This is a genomic window from Kitasatospora sp. NPDC059973 (assembly GCF_042737525.1).
GTDB lineage: Bacteria > Actinomycetota > Actinomycetes > Streptomycetales > Streptomycetaceae > Kitasatospora.
This window is the reverse complement of record NZ_JBHWUI010000164.1, coordinates 1-18,223: the sequence shown is the minus strand read 5'-3', so window position 1 is coordinate 18,223 and position 18,223 is coordinate 1. Positions and strand designations below refer to the sequence as shown.

Genomic DNA, 18,223 nt, shown 5'->3' with positions numbered 1-18,223 from the left:
GGCCGGGGAGCGGACCACCGCTCCCCGGCCTTCGCCGTACTCCGTGCGTCAGTGGCCGGCGATCAGGGACAGGCCGTAGAGGACGGCGGCGCCGCAGACCGCGAAGCAGGTGTAGGCACCGGCCAGGGCCAGTCGGCCGCCGCCGGCCGGGGCGTCGGAGCCGGCTGCCGAGCGCTGCGCGGTCAGCGCGGCCTCACGGCGGGAGAGGGCCAGGATGCCCAGCGCGAAGACGGTGACCACCGCGACGGTGATGCCGAAGCTGAAGCCGGCGGTCTGGGCCAGGGCGTTCCACTTGATGTGCATGGTGTGTGCTCCTCAGCCGTCGGCGCTCAGGCCGCGACCGTGGTCGAGGCGGGAGTGGTGGGGGTGCCGGCCGCGGCGGTCGGGGTGATCTCGACCGGGGTGATGTCGCCGGCCTCGTTGACGTTGTCCGCGTGGACCGGCTGGCGGCGGGAGATCAGCCACATCGCGCCCGAGCCGGCGACCAGGACGGCGCCCACCAGGACCACGCCCCAGGTGCCCTGCTCGACCACGAGGGCCGCGAGGCCGGCCACCGTGGCGGCGGCGGGCAGGGTCAGGCCCCAGGTGTAGACCATGCGGCGCACCAGGCTCCAGCGCAGCTCGCCCTTCGGGCCGCCGAGGCCGGCGCCCATGATGCCGCCGGAGCAGACCTGGGTGGTGGAGAGGCCGAAGCCCATGTGCGAGGAGGTCAGGATGACGGTCGCGGCGGCGGACTCGGAGGCGAAGCCCTGCGGCGCCTGGATGTCCGCCAGGCCCTTGCCCATCGAGCGGATGATCCGCCAGCCGCCCATGTAGGTGCCGAGCGCGATCGCCGCGCCGGCCGAGACGATCACCCAGGTGGGGGGCAGCGCGCCGGTCGGCAGGGCGCCGACCGAGACCAGGGTCAGGGTGATGATGCCCATCGTCTTCTGGGCGTCGTTGGTGCCGTGGGCCAGCGAGATCAGCGAGGAGGAGAACACCTGGCCGGTCTTGAAGCCCTTGGTGACGGTGGCGCCGTCGCTCTTGCGGGTGATCGCGTACGCCAGCTTCGTGGCGCCCCACGAGGCCAGGCCCGCGACCAGCGGGGACGCGATCGCCGGGATGAGGATCTTGGTGACCACGGTGTCGAAGTTGACGCCGTTGAGACCGACGCCGACCACGGTGGCGCCGATCAGGCCGCCGTAGAGCGCGTGCGACGAACTGGACGGAAGGCCTCTCAGCCAGGTGATCAGGTTCCAGAGGATCGCGCCGACCAGTGCGGCGAAGATGATCTCCGGATGGATCCCGGCCTTCTCGTTGACGATGCCGCCGGAGATGGTGGTGGCGACCTTCACCGAGAGGAACGCCCCGGCGAAGTTGAGGACGGCCGCGATGGTGACCGCGACCTTGGGTCGAAGGGCTCCGGTGGCGATGGAGGTGGCCATCGCGTTGGCGGTGTCGTGGAACCCGTTGGTGAAGTCGAAGGCGAGCGCCGTGATGATCACAACGGCCACCAGGAACGAGATGTGTTCCATACCCAAACAATCGTCGTAGTTGTCGCACTGACGTTGGTGTCGATCGCGACGGTAGGGAGCCTCGGTGAACGGAAGGTGAACTGAGACGGGCCGCGTGGTTCCGGACGTGTCCAAGGGGTTGCCATGACCTTGCCAGGAGGTGTCCCCGGGCCCGCTGAACTGGGCATTGGCGCAGAACGTCCTGGTTCGCTCCGGTTTGCTGAGACCTGTCTCACAACCGACCGAAGAATTCATCCGGCCGTACGGGTGCGGTCTGTTTCTGCCGGGAGACCCATGACAGGATCGGCGAGGATCCGGGCATCCCGGGGATCGGCAGGGGCGGGGAGGAACGAATCCATGGGCGGGGCCGCACAGCGCACGGAGACAGCGGGAACACGACCGTGGGTGCGGGCCGCCCTGCGCTGCGGAGCCGTCCTGGCGGCCGCCGCGCTGGCGCTGCCGCTGGCCGCCCAGGCCGCCTACGCGGCGCCGGACCCGGGCAACCCGGGCATCACCGCCCCGGCCGCGGTGCCCGGCGCGGACCCGCTCGCGGAGGCCAAGGCCACCCTCGGGCCGCTGCTCGACCGGCTGCACGAGTTGTACACGGGGGCGGAGGCCGCCACCGAGCAGTTCAACGCCGCCGTCACCAAGGTCGCCGAGCAGCAGGCCACCGTCACCGACCTGGGCGACCGGCTGGACCGTCAGCAGAAGCTCGTGGACGCCGGTACCGACGTGGCCGCCCAGCTCGCCGCCGCCCAGTACCGCAACGGCGCCACCTCGGCCTACGCCGAACTGCTGCTCTCCCAGGACCCGTACGAGGCCGTCACCATCGCCGAACTGCTCTCCGCCGCGAGCCGTTCGCAGTCCGAGTTCCTGGACCGGCTCAAGCTCGACCGCGAAGCGCTCACCGGCCTGCAGAAGCAGAGCGAGGAGGCGCTGAAGAACTCCCAGGCACTGGTCGCCCAGCAGGACGCGGCCAAGGCCAAGCTCGCCACCGACCTGGCCGCCGTCGAGCAGCTGGTCTCCTCGCTCACCGGTGCCCAGCGCACCGAGCTGGAGCAGCTGGAGAAGGCCAAGGCCGACGAGGCCCAGCTGGCCTTCCTCGCCTCCGGTGCCCTCGGCAAGGGCGAGCGCACCCCGTCGCTGGCCGGCCGCGCCGCCGTCGCGTACGCACTGGCGCAGCTCAACAAGCCCTACGTGTGGGGCGGCGCCGGCCCGGACGTCTTCGACTGCTCCGGCCTCACCTCGCAGGCCTGGCTGCACGCCGGCAAGCCGATCCCGCGCACCAGCCAGGAGCAGTGGGCCCAGCTCCAGCACGTCGCGCTGAACCAGCTGCGCCCCGGTGACCTGGTCATCTACTTCGAGGGCGCCACCCATGTCGCGCTCTACATCGGCGGCGGGCTGGTCGTCCAGGCGCCCCGCCCGGGCGCCGTGATCAAGGTGTCGCCGATCGGCTCGATGCCGATCCTCGGTGCCGTCCGCCCCGACCCGGAGACCGCCTCGGACGAGGCGGGCGGCGCCTGGAAGGTGCCGGACCTCCCGGCGGGCTGGGACAGCGTCACCCCGATCGCCCCGAGCCCGGCCAACCAGGTGCCGGTCGACCCGAACGCGGCGAACCCCGCGCCCGGCACGCCGACCGCGCCCGGTACGCCCACCCCGGGGACGCCGACGCCCGGCACCCCGCAGCCCGGCACCGGCACACCGACCGACCCGGGGACGCCGACCGGCACCCCGACGGGCACGCCGACCGGGACGCCCACGGGGACGCCGACGGGCACGCCCACCGGTACTCCGACGGGGACGCCGACCGGGACCCCGACGGGCACGCCGACCGGGACGCCCACGGGGACGCCGACCGGGACCCCGACGGGCACCCCCACCGGGACGCCGGCCGGGACTCCCGCGGGCTCGCCCAGCGGCACCGGTACCGGTTCGGCCACCGCCTCGGCCCCGGGCTCCACCTCGGCCACCCCGCTGCCGGCGGGCCAGCACTAGCTCGGCCCGACGGCTCGACGGCCCGGGGAGCCCGACGGCCCGACGGCCCGGGGAGCCCCGGGCCGTCGGCCGGTTCAGCTCGCGCCGCTGTCCGGCTCGAAGCGGATCAGCACGGCCTTGGAGGTCGGGGTGTTGCTGATGTCCGCGGTGGAGTCCAGCGGCACCAGCACGTTGGTCTCCGGGTAGTACGCCGCCGCGCCGCCGCGGGCCACCGGGTAGTGGACCACCTTGAAGTGCGGGGCGCGCCGCTCCACGCCGTCCTTCCACTCGCCGACCAGATCGACGTACCCGCCCTCGGTCAGGCCCAGCTCGGCGGCGTCGACGGGGTTGACCAGCACGACCCGGCGGCCGCCGGTGATGCCGCGGTAGCGGTCGTCCAGGCCGTAGATCGTGGTGTTGTACTGGTCGTGCGAACGGAGCGTCTGCAGCAGCAGCCGGCCCGGCGGGACCTCGGGCGCGGTGAGCGGGTTGACCGTGAAGTTGGCCAGCCCGGTCGCGGTCGGGAAGGTCCGGGAGTCGCGCGGGCCGTGCGGCAGGGTGAACCCGCCGGGCCGGCGGACCTTGTCGTTGAAGCCGTCGAAGCCCGGCACCACCCGGGCGATCCGGTCCCGCAGGGTGTCGTAGTCGTCGGCGAAGTCCTCCCACGGGACGTCGTCCCGGGGGCCGAGCGCCGCGCGGGCCAGCCGGCAGACGATCGCCACCTCGGAGAGCAGCCCCGGCGCCGGCGGGCGCAGGCCGCCGCGCGAGGAGTGCACCTGGCCCATCGAGTCCTCGACGCTGACGAACTGCGCGCCACTGGCGGTGACGTCCCGGTCGGTGCGGCCGAGGGTGGGCAGGATCAGCGCCCGGGCCCCGGTCACCACGTGGGAGCGGTTGAGCTTGGTGGAGACGTGCACGGTGAGCCGGCAGCGGCGCATCGCCGCCTCGGTGACCTCGGTGTCCGGGGTGGCGGCGACGAAGTTGCCGCCCATCGCGAAGAACACCTTCACCCGGCCGTCGCGCATCGCGCGGATGGTGTCCACCGAGTCGTAGCCGTGCGCCCGCGGCGGCTCGAAGCCGAACTCGCCGCCCAGCGCGTCCAGGAAGGCCGCCGAGGGCCGCTCGAAGATGCCCATCGTCCGGTCGCCCTGGACGTTGCTGTGTCCGCGCACCGGGCAGACCCCGGCGCCCGGGCGGCCGACGTTGCCGCGCAGCAGCAGGAAGTTGACCACCTCGCGGATGGTCGGCACGGCGTGCTTGTGCTGGGTGAGGCCCATCGCCCAGCAGACGATGATCTTCCGGGAGGAGAGCACCAGGCGGCCCAGCTCCTCGATCTGCTCCCACGGCAGGCCGGTGGCGGCGAGCACCTCCTCGCGCCGGGTCTGCCGGGCCTCGGCGGCGAACTCCTCGAAGCCGTGGCAGTGCCGCGCGACGAACTCCTCGTCGACGCCGCCGTCCGCGTCGAGGACGAGCTGGTTGAGCGCGCGGAACAGGGCGAGGTCGCCGCCGAGCCGGATCTGCAGGAAGAGGTCGGTCAGCTTGGTGCCGTGGCCGGCCAGGCCGCGGGCGTTCTGCGGGTTCTTGAACCGTTCGAGGCCGGCCTCGGGCAGCGGGTTGACGCTGACGACGGTGGCACCCGCGCGCTTGGCCCGCTCCAGGGCGGAGAGCATCCGCGGGTGGTTGGTGCCCGGGTTCTGGCCCGCCACGATGATCAGGTCGGCCTGGTAGAGGTCCTTGAGGCTGACGCTGCCCTTGCCGACGCCGAGCGTCTCGGTGAGCGCCGAGCCGGAGGACTCGTGGCACATGTTGGAGCAGTCCGGCAGGTTGTTGGTGCCCAGCCGGCGGGCGAACAGCTGGTAGGCGAAGGCGGCCTCGTTGCTGGTCCGGCCGGAGGTGTAGAAGGCCGCGCCGTCCGGGGTGTCCAGGGCGCGCAGCTCCTCGGCGATCAGCGCGAAGGCGTCGTCCCAGGCGATCGGCGTGTAGTGGGTGGCGCCCTCGTCCAGCAGCATCGGCTGGGTGAGGCGGCCCTGCTGGCCGAGCCAGTAGCCGGAGCGTTCGGCCAGCTCGGCCACCGGGTGGGCGGCGAAGAACTCGGCGCGGATCCGGCGCTCGGTGGCCTCCTCGGCGACGGCCTTCGCGCCGTTCTCGCAGAACTCGGCGGTGTGCGTCTTCCCGGGCTCGGGCCAGGCGCAGCCGGGGCAGTCGAAGCCGTCCGGCTGGTTGACCTTGCGCAGGGTGGCGAGGGTGCGCCGGGCACCCATCTGCTCGGTGGCCATCCGGAGACTGTGGCCGACCGCCGGCAGTCCGGCCGCGGCGTGCTGGGGCGCGGACACCACGGGGGCGTCCTGCGCGGGATCGCTCTGCGGGGCCGGTTTGGCCATGACTGCGCTCCTCGGCTGTGCTCGTCCGGCCGCCGCTCCGTCGCGTGGCCCGCCGTCCATCCTTCCACCCGTTCGAGTCGTCCGGGCCATCCCGGTACCGGTCCCGGCCGACCCCGCACGGTGCGTCGACGGGGTGCGGCCGCTTCGAGAGGCGGGGGCGCGGGTGACCGGCCACCGCGCGGGCCCGGCACGACCCTGTCGGCCTGCCTACCAGCAGCGGCCGGCGCTGCCCGCGCGCCGGGGCCTGCCCGCGCGCCGGGGCCCCGGGCGGCCCGCCGGGCCAGGAGTGCCCCGCCCGGGGCCGCGGTGCCGATCCGGCGCCCTCCTGGCCCGGGACGTCGCCTCGGGCCAGGAGGCCGGTGCCTGCCTGACCGCGCTGGAGCGCGGGACCGGCATCACGTCGACCGGGGGCTGGATCGTGTCAGCTCCGGACCACGTCACCGCCGAGGACCTGGTCGAGGAGCTGCTCGGGCCCCGAGCCGGCCGGGCGGGGCCCCGGGCCGACCACGCGGGCCGCGAGCGGCGCGGTGGGCCGCCCGGTGGGCCGCCCGCCCGCCGCCGGGACGGCCGCCAGGGCCCGCAGGATGGCCCGGGCGGCGGCGTCGTTCTGGCGGAAGCCCGGGGAGTCGGTGCGCGGCCGGGCGAAGGCGGCCGCCGCGCGCAGACTGGTGTGCGGGCCGAGGGCGGTGCGCCGCGGGTGCGGCCCGCCGTCCAGGGCCGGGTCCAGGACCCGGCTGTCCCCGGGCCGGATGGTGAGCAGCCCGGAGCGGTGGGTGTGCTCCTCGTCGCTGACCACCTCCTCCACGATCCGCCCGGCGCGGTGCAGGTCCCGCAGGACCGGGTCCCGGGTACGGGCCAGCGCGTGCTTGGGCAGGTACGCCTCGATCAGCGCGGTGGCCTCGACGCGGTGCCCGGGCACGGTGCTGCCGGACGCCCGCCAGGTGCCGGTCGCCTCGTCCCGGTCGACCCGGACGCCCGCGCCCAGGAAGCGGACCACGCCCGCCTCGGAGAGCGCGAGCAGCTGGCGCAGCCGGAAGCCGGGCGGGCCGGAGGCGAGGTAGCTGAAGTAGCCGAAGAACCACTCGTCGACCTCCTCGCCGACCGAGCGGGCGGTGAGCCGGCCGGAGGCCAGCACGCGGGGCAGTTGGCCGAAGAGCGAGAGCAGGGCGAGGAAGGCGCCGAGGTCGGCGCTGTGGGCCGGGTCGGCGCGGCGGTCGGCGTCCTCGGCGATGTAGCCGCGCAGATGGCGCTGGAGCTCCTCGGCGGAGCCGAGTTCGAGGCCGGCCAGCGGGAAGTCGAGCCGTTCGAAGTCCAGCCGGTCGGCCTCGTCGGGGACGGCCCGGGCGATCAGCCGGGCGAGCTCGGGCGCGTACCAGTCGTGGGCGTCGTAGCCGGCGAGGAACTCGGCCCAGGGGAGCGCGGTGCGTTCGGGGTGGGCGTGGAACAGTTCGTGGTAGTGCCCGAAGCCGATGTCCTTCGCCATCAACGGCCAGAAGTCGCGGCGCAGTTCGAGCGGTCCGGGGCGCGCGAGAACGGCGTCCACGGCGGCCGCGTCGAAGTAGCGGGGGAGCGGGGCGGGCGGCCCCTGGAGCCGGTAGCCGGTCTTGGAGTGGTAGGGCACCCCGCGCCGGGAGCCGACGTGGATCACCGGCTCGCGGCCGGAGGGCCGGTAGACCGGGCCGTCCGGCGTCTCCTCGAAGCGGCCGCCCCGGCCTTCGGTGAGCAGGGCGACCAGGTCGACGAAGGCGAGCCCGAAGCCGCGCAGGACGACGTGCTCGCCGGCGCCGATGCCGCTCAGGTCGGCGTCGGCGGAGAAGGCGGGCGGCAGGTGGAAGCGGCCGTGCCGGGCGGCGAACCCGGCGTCCGCGGCGTACCGGGGGTGCGGGGCGGAGTCGAGGTGGCCGAGGGTCAGGGTGACGTGGTCGGCGGTGAGCACCCGGTCCCCGAGGTGGACCAGCTGCGGGCCGTCCACCGGGCCCTCGACCCGGCGGACGGTGTCCCGGTGCACGGTGACGGTGATGTGCGGCGGGAGGTCGGCGACGGCGCGGCGGAACACCCAGTCCAGGTAGGCGCTCTGGGCCCGGCGGGTGGGGAAGTCGGTGGGTGCCAGGGTGCCCAGCTCGGCCCGGACCGCCGGGTCCTCGACCTCCCGGTAGGGCGCGAACTCCGTCTGCCGGGCGGCCCATTCGGCCAGCGAGGGCCCGGGGCGGACCGGTCCGTCGATGGTGGACCGCTCGTCGGTGAACATCGTGACGTCCTCGGCCATCGAGTTCATCCGGAGCAGCGGGGACTGGTCGTAGCGCCAGATCCGGCCCGCGCCGGGCGGGTGCGGGTCGACCAGGTGGATCTCCAGCGGGCGCTCGGAGGGCAGGAGTTCGGCCGCGTTGGCGGCGATCCGCTCCAGCAGCCCGGTGCCGCGCGGGCCGGCGCCGACGATCACCAGGGTGGTCAACGCGTCCCCCCGGCTGCGGTCTTGGCGCCGGACGCGGCGTCGGCCCCGGCCGGGGCGTCGGCGGCGGCGCGCAGCCGGCGCCAGGCCGCGCGGGCCTTCTGCAGCGGGGTGGGCGGCAGGCCGTCGCGGGTGGCGCCCTTGGCGTAGTGCCGCTCGACGTAGTACTGGCCGACGGACAGCACGGTGGTGATCACGATGTACCAGATGGTGGCGACCATCAGCATCGGGATGACCTGGTAGGACTGCAGGTAGACCAGCTGCACCGAGTAGAGCAGGTCGGAGACGGCCAGCACGCTGATGATGCTGGTGCCCTTGAGCGCGCTGATCAGCATGTTCCCGGCGGTGGGGACGATCGAGCGCATCGCCTGCGGGACGATGATCCGGCGCAGCACCCGCCACCGGCCCAGCCCGAGCGCCGAGGCGGCCTCCAGCTGGCCGCGGTCGACCGAGAGGATCCCGCCGCGCACCACCTCGGCGGCGTACGCGGCCTCCAGCAGGGTCAGGCCGACCACTGCGGTCAGGGTGGGGCCGAACAGGTTGACGGTCCGGACGGTGACGAACTCCGGGCCGAACGGGATGCCCAGGCCGAGCGTCGGGTAGAGCGCGCCGATGTTGAAGAAGAGCAGCAGCTGCACCAGCGCCGGGGTGGAGCGGAAGATCCAGATGTACGTCCAGCTCAGCGTGCGCAGCACCGGGTTGGTGGAGAGCCGCATGGTGGCGAGCACCGTGCCGAGGACGAAGCCGAGGCCGAGCGTGACGGCGGTCAGCCAGAGGGTCAGGGTGAGGCCGTTCAGGACCGAGGTGGCGGTGAACCAGTCGGCGACGACGTCCCATTGGAAGGCCTTGTTGCGGATCACCGAACTGAGGGCCATCGCGAACAGCAGCAGCGCGACGGCGGCGGAGACCCACTGGCCGGGCCGGCGGCGGGCGACGAGCCGGGCCGAGGGGTCGACGACGGCGCCGGCGGGCGGCTCCGGAGCCGGCACGGGGTTCTCGGTGAGGGAGGGCGCGGGAAGGACGTCCTGCGGGGTGGCCATGAGGAGGCTCCAGGCGGAAGCTGCGGGCAGGCGGGAGGTACGGGGGTGGTCACGTACGGCCGTCGGGCCGGCTCGCGTCCCTCAACGCGACCGGCTCCGCACTGCTCTCCGCATTGATCGTACGCATGCGCGAACGAGGGCTGTCAAGGGTGGTGCCGCCGGGGCACACGGCGACAAGTGATCGCAACAGAGCGGTAATGGACGGTGGTTGACGCCGCGCATCCTTCACTGCTCAACTTGTGCTCATGTACGCCGAGCAGCTCCTGGTCACCCGCGACCACATCGACTTCGGTCGGGTGTGGTCCGCGGCGTGTCGCGGCTGACCCGGCAGCGGGCCGTCCAGCCGGCCCTGTCCTCCTAGGAGCCTCCTCCCTCGGAGGCCCTCCTCGCGGAGACCTCTCCCTCGGTGCCCCGTCGCGGGCCGGGTAGGCCGTCCAGTCCCGTACGGACGGCCGTTTCAGGCGCACGCTGCCGCCTTCAGCCTTCCGTACCCCACTGCACTCCGGCAGTTCTCCGTCGCCCTTCCGCCGACGTCGACGGCTCCGCCGTCGCCGTCACCGTCACGTGCCCGTGCCCGTCGATCCGCGCGCTCCGCTCGGCCCTCCCGCTCGGCCCTCTTCGCTCCGCGCTCCCCGCCCGGCCTCCTTCGCTCCGCGCTCCAAGCCTGGCTCTGCCACGGCCTGTTCCGGTCTGCCCACCCGCAGCCGCCGGATTCCGTACGACCCGAAAGGTCAGTCACCATGCCCGTCGAATTCCTCGGCATCGCCGCCACCGGTGATGGTTCGGAGACCACCCCCCGCTCCACGGCGGCCTTCGACCGCGACTACACCCTGCGGCTGGCCCGGGCCCACGAGGACAACGGCTGGGACCGCGTGCTGTTCGCCTACGGCGCCGGCGCCCCCGACCCGGCGGCGGCCGCGGCGTTCCTCGCGGCCCGGCTCGACCGGCTCCAGATCCTGCTGGCCCACCGGCCGAACGTCTCCTACCCGACCTACGCGGCGAAGACCTTCGCCACCCTGGACCGGATCAGCGACGGGCGGCTCACCGTCCACTTCATCACCGGCGGCAACGACCACGAGCAGCAGCGGGAGGGCGACTTCCTGACCAAGGACCAGCGCTACGCCCGCACCCGTGAGTACATCGGGATCGTCAAGAAGGCGTGGACCAGCACGGAGGCCTTCGACCACGAGGGCGAGTACTACCGCTTCAACGACTTCGTCTCGGACGTCTTCCCCGTCCAGGCCCCGCGCCCGGGCGTCTCCTTCGGCGGCTCCTCGGAGGCCGCCTACGCGGCCGGCGGGGCGGAGGCGGACATCTACTGCCTCTGGGGCGAACCGCTGGCCCGGACCGCCGAGCAGATCGAGCGGGTCAAGGAGGCCGCGCGGGCCGCCGGCCGGACGGACGTGCCGCGCATCCAGGTCGCCTTCCGGCCGATCATCGCGCCGACCGAGGAACTGGCCTGGGAGAAGGCGTACCGGACGGTGGACGCGATCCGGGCCCGCAAGGAGTCCGGCGAGCTGGTCCGGCGCGGTGCGGCCGCGGCCCGGACCCCGGAGAACACCGGGTCGCAGCGGCTGCTGGAGATCGCCGCGGCCGGCGAGCGCTACGACCGCGCGCTCTGGACCCCGACCGCGGCCGCCACCGGCGGGGCCGGCAACTCCAACGCCCTGGTCGGCACGCCGGAGACGGTCGCGCAGGCGCTGCTCGACTACTACGACCTCGGCGTGGACATCCTCTCCGCGCGCGGCTACGCGCTGCTCGACGACGCGATCGACTTCGGCCGGTACGTCATCCCGCTGGTGCGCGAGGAGGTCGCCCGGCGGGACGCCGCGAAGGCGGCCGGGGCGGCCGAGCGGGAGGCCCGGGCCGAGCGCGACCGCCACCAGCTGATCGCGGTCCAGGCGTGAGCGGCACCAGCCTGGCGACCGAGGTCCGCCGGGTGACGATCGACGACCCCCTGGTCGAGCCGCTGCTGCGGGAGCTCACCCACGAGTACGTCACCCGCTACGGGCCGGATGCCCGGGAGGAGATGAGCCGGTACCCGAAGGACGCCTTCGCGGAGCCGGCCGGCGTACTGCTGCTCCTGCTGGAGGACGGCGAGCCGGTGGCCGGCGGTGCGTACAAGCGGTACGACGAACGGACCGCCGAGGTGAAGCGGATGTGGACGCATTCCGCGCACCGCCGCCGGGGGCTGGCCAGCCGGGTGCTGGCCGAGCTGGAGCGGGCCGCGCGGGCGGTCGGCTACACCCGGATCTTCCTCACCACCGGCCCGCGCCAGCCCGAGGCCAGGGGGCTCTACCTGGCGACCGGCTACACCCCGCTGTTCGACGTCGACGCCGATCCGCTGGAGATCGGCCCGCTGGCGTTCGAGAAGTCCCTGCCGGCCCGCACCGACGGCGAGCGGGCCGAGGCCCCCGCGCGACCCCATCACGCACCGACCCCGAAAGGCGCCCAACTCCCGTGAGAACCACCACCGTCCGCCGCCGCCTGCTCGCGGCCACCGCCCTGCTGCCGGTCCTGGCCCTGGCCGCGTGCGGTTCGGACCCGAAGACCGCCGCCCAGCCGGGCGCCGGCCAGGCGGCGGTCGACGCCGCCGCGCAGGACCTCGTCTCCGGCGTCGCCAAGTCGGACGCGGCGGCCGCCCTGCTGCCCGAGGACGTCCGCAAGGCCGGGACGGTGAAGTTCGGCTCGGCGATCGCCTCGCCGCCCGCCGCCTTCTACGCCGACCAGGCCACCAAGAAGGCGGCCGGGGTGGACATCGACTTCACCGACGCGGTGGCCAAGGTGCTCGGCCTGACCGTGGAGCGCGAGGAGGCCGCCTTCGAGACCATCCTGCCCGCGCTGGGCAGCGGCAAGTACGACGTCGGCACCGGCAACTTCGGGGTCACCGCCGTCCGGTTGAAGACCATCGACTTCGTCACCTACATCGACGACGGCCAGGGCTTCGCGGTCAAGAAGGACAACACCAGCGTCCAGCCGGTCACCGACCTCGCGCAGCTCTGCGGGCTGGTCATCGGCACCGGCGCCGGCACCACCTTCGAGACCACGCTGAACGCCAAGAAGAACGTCTGCGCCGACGCCGGCAAGAAGCCCTTCGAGGTGAAGGCGTTCAGTGACAACGGCGCCACGCTGACCGGCCTCCAGCAGGGGCGGATCGACGTCGTGATGTCGACCATCAACGGCCTGCGCTACCAGGCGTCCCAGGAGGCGTCGGGGACGAAGTTCCTCGGCGAGTTCCACCGGCTGGACGTCGGCTTCGCGTTCAAGAAGGGCTCCCCGCTCACCCCGGCCTTCCAGGCGGCGGTCAACCAGCTGATCAAGGACGGGACGTACGACAAGATCGTCAAGAAGTGGGGAGTCGTCGATTCGGCGATCAAGGAATCCCAGATCAGCCCGCCCGAGCACGTGTGACCCCCTGTCCGGGCCCCGGGCCTGTTGGAGGAATCCCCCCATGAGCATCACCACCACCGAGGCCGGTCCGCCGGCCGGAAGAACCGCCACCAAGGCGCCGGCCGCCCCGGCCGGGCGCGTCGACCTCGGCGAGCTGGCCGGTCTGCGGACCGTCCGGGCCCGCCACCCGTGGCGCTGGGCGGCCGGCCTCGCCGCCGTCGTCGTCCTGCTCCAGTTCGCCCACGGGCTGGCCACCAACCCCGGCTGGGACTGGGCGACCTTCCGGGTCTACTTCTCCGCCGACACCATCCTGCGCGCCGTCGGCCGCACCATCGAACTCACCTTCTACGGAACGCTGCTGGGCTTCCTGCTGGGTGCGGTGGTGGCGGCGATGCGGCTGTCGCGCAGCGCGATCCTGCAGTCCATCGCCTGGGCCTACGTCTGGGCGTTCCGCTCCATCCCGCTGATCGTGCAGCTGGTCTTCTGGTTCAACCTCTCCTACCTCTACAAGCGGTTCGGCATCGGGATCCCGTTCGGCCCGACCTTCGCCGAGTTCGAGACGATGGGGGTGCTGGGCGCGCTCGGCGCCGCCGTGCTGGGGCTGGGCTTGCACCAGGCCGCGTTCGCCGCGGAGATCATCCGCGGCGGCATCATCGCGGTCGACGGCGGGCAGCGCGAGGCCGCCGCCGCGCTGGGCGTGCCGCGCTGGCGCCAGGCCTGGCGGATCGTGCTGCCGCAGGCCATGCGCGGCATCCTGCCGGCCGCCGCCAACGAGGTGATCTCGCTGTTCAAGGGCACCTCGGTGGTCTACGTGATGGCCATCGGCGAGCTCTTCTACCAGGTGCAGGTCGTCTACGGCCGCACCGGCCGGGTGGTGCCGCTGCTGATGGTGGCCACCGTCTGGTACGTGCTGCTGACCACGGTGCTGTCGCTCGGCCAGTACTACGTCGAGCGCTACTTCGCCCGGGGCGCCGAACGCACCCCGCCGCCCACCCCGCTGCAGCGGGCCCGGGCCTTCGTCCAGGGCCTGCGGGCCGACCGCACCCCCGTCGAGACCGCTACCGGAGGACGCTCGTGACCACCCCCGTCGTGGAACCCATGGTGCAGGTCAGGGGCCTGCACAAGAGCTTCGGCCCGCTCGCCGTGCTGCGCGGCGTCGACCTCGACGTGCCGGCCGGCTCGGTGACGGTGGTGCTCGGCCCCTCCGGCTCCGGCAAGTCGACGCTGCTGCGCTCGATCAACCACCTGGAGAAGCTGGACCGCGGCTTCGTCGCGATCGACGGCGAGCTGATCGGCTACCGCCGCTCCGGCGACCGGCTGCACGAGCTCAGGGAGCGCGACGTCCTGCGCCAGCGCACCAACATCGGCTTCGTGTTCCAGAACTTCAACCTGTTCCCGCACCTCACGGTGGTGGAGAACATCATCGAGGCCCCGGTCAGCGCGCTGCGCCGGCCCAAGGCCGAGGCCCGGGCGGCAGCGTTGGCGCTGCTGGAGCGGGTCGGCCTCGCCGACAAGGCGGACGCCTACCCGCGCCAGCTCTCCGGCGGCCAGCAGCAGCGGGTGGCGATCGCCCGGGCGCTGGCGCTGGAGCCGAAGGTGCTGCTCTTCGACGAGCCGACCTCGGCGCTCGACCCGGAGCTGGTGGGCGAGGTGCTGGACGTCATCAAGGACCTCGCCCGGGCCGGCACCACCATGATCGTGGTGACCCACGAGATCGGCTTCGCCCGCGAGGTCGCCGACACCGTGGTCTTCATGGACGGCGGGGTGGTCGTCGAGCAGGGCCCGCCGAAGGCCGTCCTGGACGATCCGCAGCACGAGCGCACCCGCGCCTTCCTCGCCAAGGTCCTCTGACCCCCCTCGCCGACCTCCCCTCGCCGACCCCCTCCCGCTCCCCGACCCTCTTCCAGCCATCAGGAGTTCCGCCATGTCCCTACCCCGTCGCGCCCTCGTGACCGCCGCCGCCGCGCTCGCCGCCACCCTCACGCTCGCCGCCTGCGGCAGTTCCACGGACGCCGCCGCAGAGCTCGCCCCCGCGAAGGGCAGTACCGCGCCCAACGGCACCACGGTGAACCTGACGCCAAATCAGAACCGCATCACGACGGCGAAGGTGGACGCCATCGCGGCGCTGGTTCCGGAGGAGGTCAGAAAGAGAGGGACGCTGACGGTCGCCAACTCGCTTGGTACCACGCCGCCGCTGGACTTCTACGCGAACGACGACAAGACCATCATCGGGGTCGAGCCCGACCTCGCCTCGCTGGTCGGCGACGTCCTCGGCCTGAAGGTCGAGTTCAACCCGGTCTCCTGGGAGAACGTCTTCGTGGGCCTGGACAGCGGCAAGTTCGACGTCGGCATGACCAACATCACCGTCACCGAGGCCCGCAAGGAGAAGTACGACTTCGCCACCTACCGGCTGGACATCCTCGGCTTCGAGGCCAAGAAGGGCACCGGCTGGAAGGTCACCGGTCCCAAGGACGTGGCCGGCAAGACGATCGCAGTCTCCTCCGGCACCAACCAGGAGAAGCTGCTGATCTCCTGGAACGAGGAGAACGTGAAGAACGGCCTCAAGCCGGCCGACATCAAGTACTTCCAGAGCTCTTCCGACTACTACCTGGCGCTCTCCTCCGGCCGGATCGACGCCTACGTCGGCCCCAACCCGAGCTTGGCCTTCCACGCCGTGCAGACCGGTCAGACCGAGGTGGTCGGCACCTACTCCGGCGGCGGCGCGGACGTCCTGGGGAAGATCGCGGCGACCACCAAGAAGGACAACGGGCTGGTCCAGGCACTGAACGGGGCGATCAACGAGATCATCAAGAACGGCACCTACGGCCAGGCGCTGAAGCGCTGGGGGCTCGACGGCGAGGCCGTCCAGACCTCCGAGATCAACCCGCCCGGCCTGCCCAAGCCCAAGCCGTAGCCCGTTCACCCCCATGTCCTCCCCCGACGCTATGGTGGCCCCGGTCACGGTGGACGCTGTTCGTATCCGGTGCACCCGGGGGTTGGGGGAGACATGAGGGCTGGGGAGGTTCTGGACGGCCGCTACCGGCTGGACCGGACGCTCGGCCGGGGCGGCTTCGGGGTGGTCTGGGCGGCCCACGACGACAACATCGGGCGGGCGGTCGCGGTCAAGGTCCTCTCCGAGGAGAAGGCGAGCGACGAGGAGGCGGTCGCGCGGTTCGTCCGCGAGGCCAAGACCGCCGGCAGCCTGTCCAATCCGCACATCGTCACGTTGCACGACTACGGCCGGGTCCAGCAGGGTGCCTGGTCCACCCACTACCTGGTGATGGAGCTGGTCCGCGGCCGCCCGCTGTCCGCGGTGCTCAAGGAGGGCACGCCCGACCCGGCGCTCGCGCTGAAGTGGGCCCGGCAGGTCTGCAAGGCGCTGGACGCCGCCCACCGCTCGGGCGTGGTGCACCGGGACATCAAGCCGGAGAACATCATGATCGCCGAGAGCGGCGAGGCCAAGGTGCTGGACTTCGGCATCGCCCGGCTGCTCACCCAGTCGGGCACCGGGCTCACGTCGACCGGTGTGGTCATCGGCACCCCGCCGTACCTGGCTCCCGAGTGCTGGGCCGGCGGCGCCATCGACGGCCGGGCCGACCTCTACGCGCTCGGCGTGGTGCTCTTCGAACTCTGCACCGGACAGCGCCCGTTCAACGCCGGATCGCCGGTCACCATGATGTACCAGCACCTCAACGACCCGCCGCCGCCGGTGCGCACCCCCTACCCGGCGCTCGCCGCCCTGATCGGCCGGCTGCTCGCCAAGGACCCGGCCGACCGGCCCGCCGACGCCGCCGAGGTGCGCCGCCGACTGCGCGAGATCCCGGTCGGGCAGAGCACCCCGGTCGGGCAGAGCACCCCGGTCGGCCGGAGCACCCCGGCCGCCCCGGCCCCGCCGCCCGAGCTGCCCGAGGCGCTGCGGCAGCGGGCCGACCGGGCCTGGGAGTACGGCGTGGAGGGCCGGCCCGAGGAGGCCGTGCGGATGCTGACCGAGCTGATCCCGCGGTTCGCCCGCAGCTTCGGCCCGGCCGACCTCCGCACCCTGCGCACCTGTCACGACCTCGCCCTCTGGCTGGCCCGCGCCGGCAGCCCGGGCGCCGCCGCCGCGCTGCTGCGCGAGCTGGCCCCGGCCCTGTCCGGCGAGCCGAGGGCGCACGCGGACGTCCTGCGCGACCTCGACCGCTGGGAGCGGGAGCGCGACGAGGCCGGCCCCGGCCCGGCCCGGGCACAACCCCTGGACCAGCTCCTCGGAGGCCCCGCGCAGAGCTGACGCCCGCCCCGGCGGTCGCCCGACGACCCACCGGCGACGGCCCGCCCACTCGCGCGCTCACCCCGGGCGGAGGCCCGTCCGCCCACGGTGGAGCCCTGTGGTGGAGCCCCGTGCCGACCGGCCCGACCGGTGGCCGTCGCCCGGGCCGGGGGCTGTCAACCGTACGGGCACCTGATTCGGTGCTGCTCCGGGTTGTGGGAATTGATAGGAATTCGCCGAGCTGGACTGTCTGGTTCGCAGGCGGCGGCCGTTGATATACCTCGCAACAAGAGTTCGGTGCGGTGTGTGCGGCCGTACCGGCGAGCTGAGACGAAAGTGGTGGTGAGGCTCAGATGAAGCTCCTCCGTGTCGGACCACCGGGCGCCGAGCGTCCGATCGCGCTGGGCCACGACGGCACCGCGTACGACCTCTCCGGGCGCGCCCGGGACATCGACGGCGCCTTCCTGGCCGGGCTCGATCCGGCCGCGCTGGCCCGCGACGCGGCCGCCGGCCTGCTGCCGGTGGCCGACGTCGCCGGGCAGCGGGTCGGCGCTCCGGTCACCCGGCCGGGCAAGGTGGTCGGGATCGGGCTCAACTACCGGGACCACGCCGCCGAGGCCGGCGCGGCGATCCCGGACGAGCCGGTGATCTTCCTCAAGCCGAGCAACACCGTGGTCGGCCCGTACGACGAGGTGCTGGTGCCCCGGGGCGGCGAGAAGACCGACTACGAGGCCGAACTGGCGATCGTGATCGGCCGCACCGCCCGGTACCTGGCCGGCCACCGGGAGGCGGCGGAGGCGATCGCGGGCTACACGATCGCCAACGACGTCACCGAGCGGGCCTTCCAGCTGGAGCGCGGCGGCCAGTGGGACAAGGGCAAGTCGGCGGAGACCTTCACGCCGCTCGGCCCCTGGCTGGTCACCGCGGACGAGGTCGCCGACCCGCAGCGGCTGCGGCTGCGCCTCTGGGTCAACGGCGGGCTGCGGCAGGACGGCTCCACCGCCGAGATGATCTTCCCGGTGCTGGAGATCGTCCGGTACGTCAGCCAGTTCATGGTGCTGGAGCCGGGCGACGTGATCGTCACCGGCACTCCGGCCGGCGTCACCCTGGGCCACCCGGGCACCCCGTTCCTGACCGCCGGGGACGTCGTGGAGATCGAGATCGACGGGCTGGGCCGCCAGCGTCAGGTGCTCGGCAAGGCCTGACGTCCGGGCGGCCCGACCCCGACCCCGGGCACGGGGGTCGGGGTC

The 18,223-nt window shown here is 73.3% G+C and carries 14 protein-coding genes; 9 read left to right on the top strand and 5 right to left on the bottom strand.

The window, feature by feature from the left end:
- Positions 1 to 48: 48 nt before the first annotated feature.
- Positions 49 to 303 carry a hypothetical protein gene (locus ACFWA9_RS31825; protein WP_329489580.1) on the bottom strand — a complete coding sequence of 85 codons (255 nt, stop codon included), beginning with the start codon at positions 301 to 303 and terminating at the stop codon, positions 49 to 51.
- Positions 304 to 329: 26 nt separating this feature from the next.
- Complete coding sequence (locus ACFWA9_RS31820; RefSeq protein ID WP_352289302.1) at positions 330 to 1,514, bottom strand: inorganic phosphate transporter; 1,185 nt, start codon at positions 1,512 to 1,514, stop codon at positions 330 to 332.
- 336 nt (positions 1,515 to 1,850) lie between these two features.
- Here ACFWA9_RS31820 and ACFWA9_RS31815 point away from each other — a divergent pair, with 336 nt between their 5' ends.
- Positions 1,851 to 3,488, top strand: a complete 1,638-nt coding sequence (locus ACFWA9_RS31815) for an NlpC/P60 family protein (protein ID WP_352289305.1) — start codon at positions 1,851 to 1,853, stop codon at positions 3,486 to 3,488.
- A gap of 74 nt (positions 3,489 to 3,562) precedes the next feature.
- Here ACFWA9_RS31815 and ACFWA9_RS31810 read toward each other — a convergent pair whose 3' ends face one another.
- The 3 genes from ACFWA9_RS31810 to ACFWA9_RS31800 all read right to left on the bottom strand — a co-directional run bounded on the left by ACFWA9_RS31810 (position 3,563) and on the right by ACFWA9_RS31800 (position 9,337).
- Positions 3,563 to 5,848: an FdhF/YdeP family oxidoreductase gene (locus tag ACFWA9_RS31810; RefSeq protein ID WP_380391709.1), complete on the bottom strand. Its 2,286-nt coding sequence runs from the start codon at positions 5,846 to 5,848 to the stop codon at positions 3,563 to 3,565.
- 421 nt (positions 5,849 to 6,269) lie between these two features.
- On the bottom strand, positions 6,270 to 8,300 hold the full coding sequence (locus ACFWA9_RS31805; RefSeq protein ID WP_380391706.1) for an FAD/NAD(P)-binding protein: 2,031 nt from the start codon (positions 8,298 to 8,300) through the stop codon (positions 6,270 to 6,272).
- Positions 8,297 to 9,337, bottom strand: coding sequence for an amino acid ABC transporter permease (locus ACFWA9_RS31800; protein WP_380391703.1), 1,041 nt, complete (start codon positions 9,335 to 9,337; stop codon positions 8,297 to 8,299). The genes ACFWA9_RS31805 and ACFWA9_RS31800 overlap by 4 nt, the downstream gene beginning before the upstream one ends.
- Before the next feature lie 740 nt (positions 9,338 to 10,077).
- On the opposite strand from ACFWA9_RS31800, the gene ACFWA9_RS31795 reads away from it, so the two are divergent.
- The 8 genes from ACFWA9_RS31795 (at position 10,078) to ACFWA9_RS31760 (ending at position 18,178) form a co-directional block, all read left to right on the top strand.
- Positions 10,078 to 11,244, top strand: coding sequence for an LLM class flavin-dependent oxidoreductase (locus tag ACFWA9_RS31795; RefSeq protein WP_352289317.1), 1,167 nt, complete (start codon positions 10,078 to 10,080; stop codon positions 11,242 to 11,244).
- Positions 11,241 to 11,801 carry a GNAT family N-acetyltransferase gene (locus ACFWA9_RS31790; protein ID WP_352289319.1) on the top strand — a complete coding sequence of 187 codons (561 nt, stop codon included), beginning with the start codon at positions 11,241 to 11,243 and terminating at the stop codon, positions 11,799 to 11,801. The genes ACFWA9_RS31795 and ACFWA9_RS31790 overlap by 4 nt, the downstream gene beginning before the upstream one ends.
- Positions 11,798 to 12,748 carry an ABC transporter substrate-binding protein gene (locus ACFWA9_RS31785; RefSeq protein WP_352289322.1) on the top strand — a complete coding sequence of 317 codons (951 nt, stop codon included), beginning with the start codon at positions 11,798 to 11,800 and terminating at the stop codon, positions 12,746 to 12,748. The genes ACFWA9_RS31790 and ACFWA9_RS31785 overlap by 4 nt, the downstream gene beginning before the upstream one ends.
- A 40-nt stretch (positions 12,749 to 12,788) precedes the next feature.
- Entirely contained in the window at positions 12,789 to 13,805 is a 1,017-nt protein-coding gene (locus ACFWA9_RS31780) for an amino acid ABC transporter permease (RefSeq protein ID WP_352289325.1), read from the top strand.
- A gap of 20 nt (positions 13,806 to 13,825) precedes the next feature.
- Positions 13,826 to 14,578: an amino acid ABC transporter ATP-binding protein gene (locus tag ACFWA9_RS31775; RefSeq protein ID WP_359803317.1), complete on the top strand. Its 753-nt coding sequence runs from the start codon at positions 13,826 to 13,828 to the stop codon at positions 14,576 to 14,578.
- A 73-nt stretch (positions 14,579 to 14,651) separates the two neighbouring features.
- A complete protein-coding gene (locus ACFWA9_RS31770; RefSeq protein ID WP_380391698.1) occupies positions 14,652 to 15,641 on the top strand; it encodes an ABC transporter substrate-binding protein in 990 nt (329 codons plus the stop codon).
- 93 nt (positions 15,642 to 15,734) lie between these two features.
- Positions 15,735 to 16,994 carry a serine/threonine-protein kinase gene (locus ACFWA9_RS31765; RefSeq protein WP_380391695.1) on the top strand — a complete coding sequence of 420 codons (1,260 nt, stop codon included), beginning with the start codon at positions 15,735 to 15,737 and terminating at the stop codon, positions 16,992 to 16,994.
- Positions 16,995 to 17,326: 332 nt separating this feature from the next.
- Entirely contained in the window at positions 17,327 to 18,178 is an 852-nt protein-coding gene (locus ACFWA9_RS31760) for a fumarylacetoacetate hydrolase family protein (protein ID WP_352289334.1), read from the top strand.
- Positions 18,179 to 18,223 lie beyond the last annotated feature (45 nt).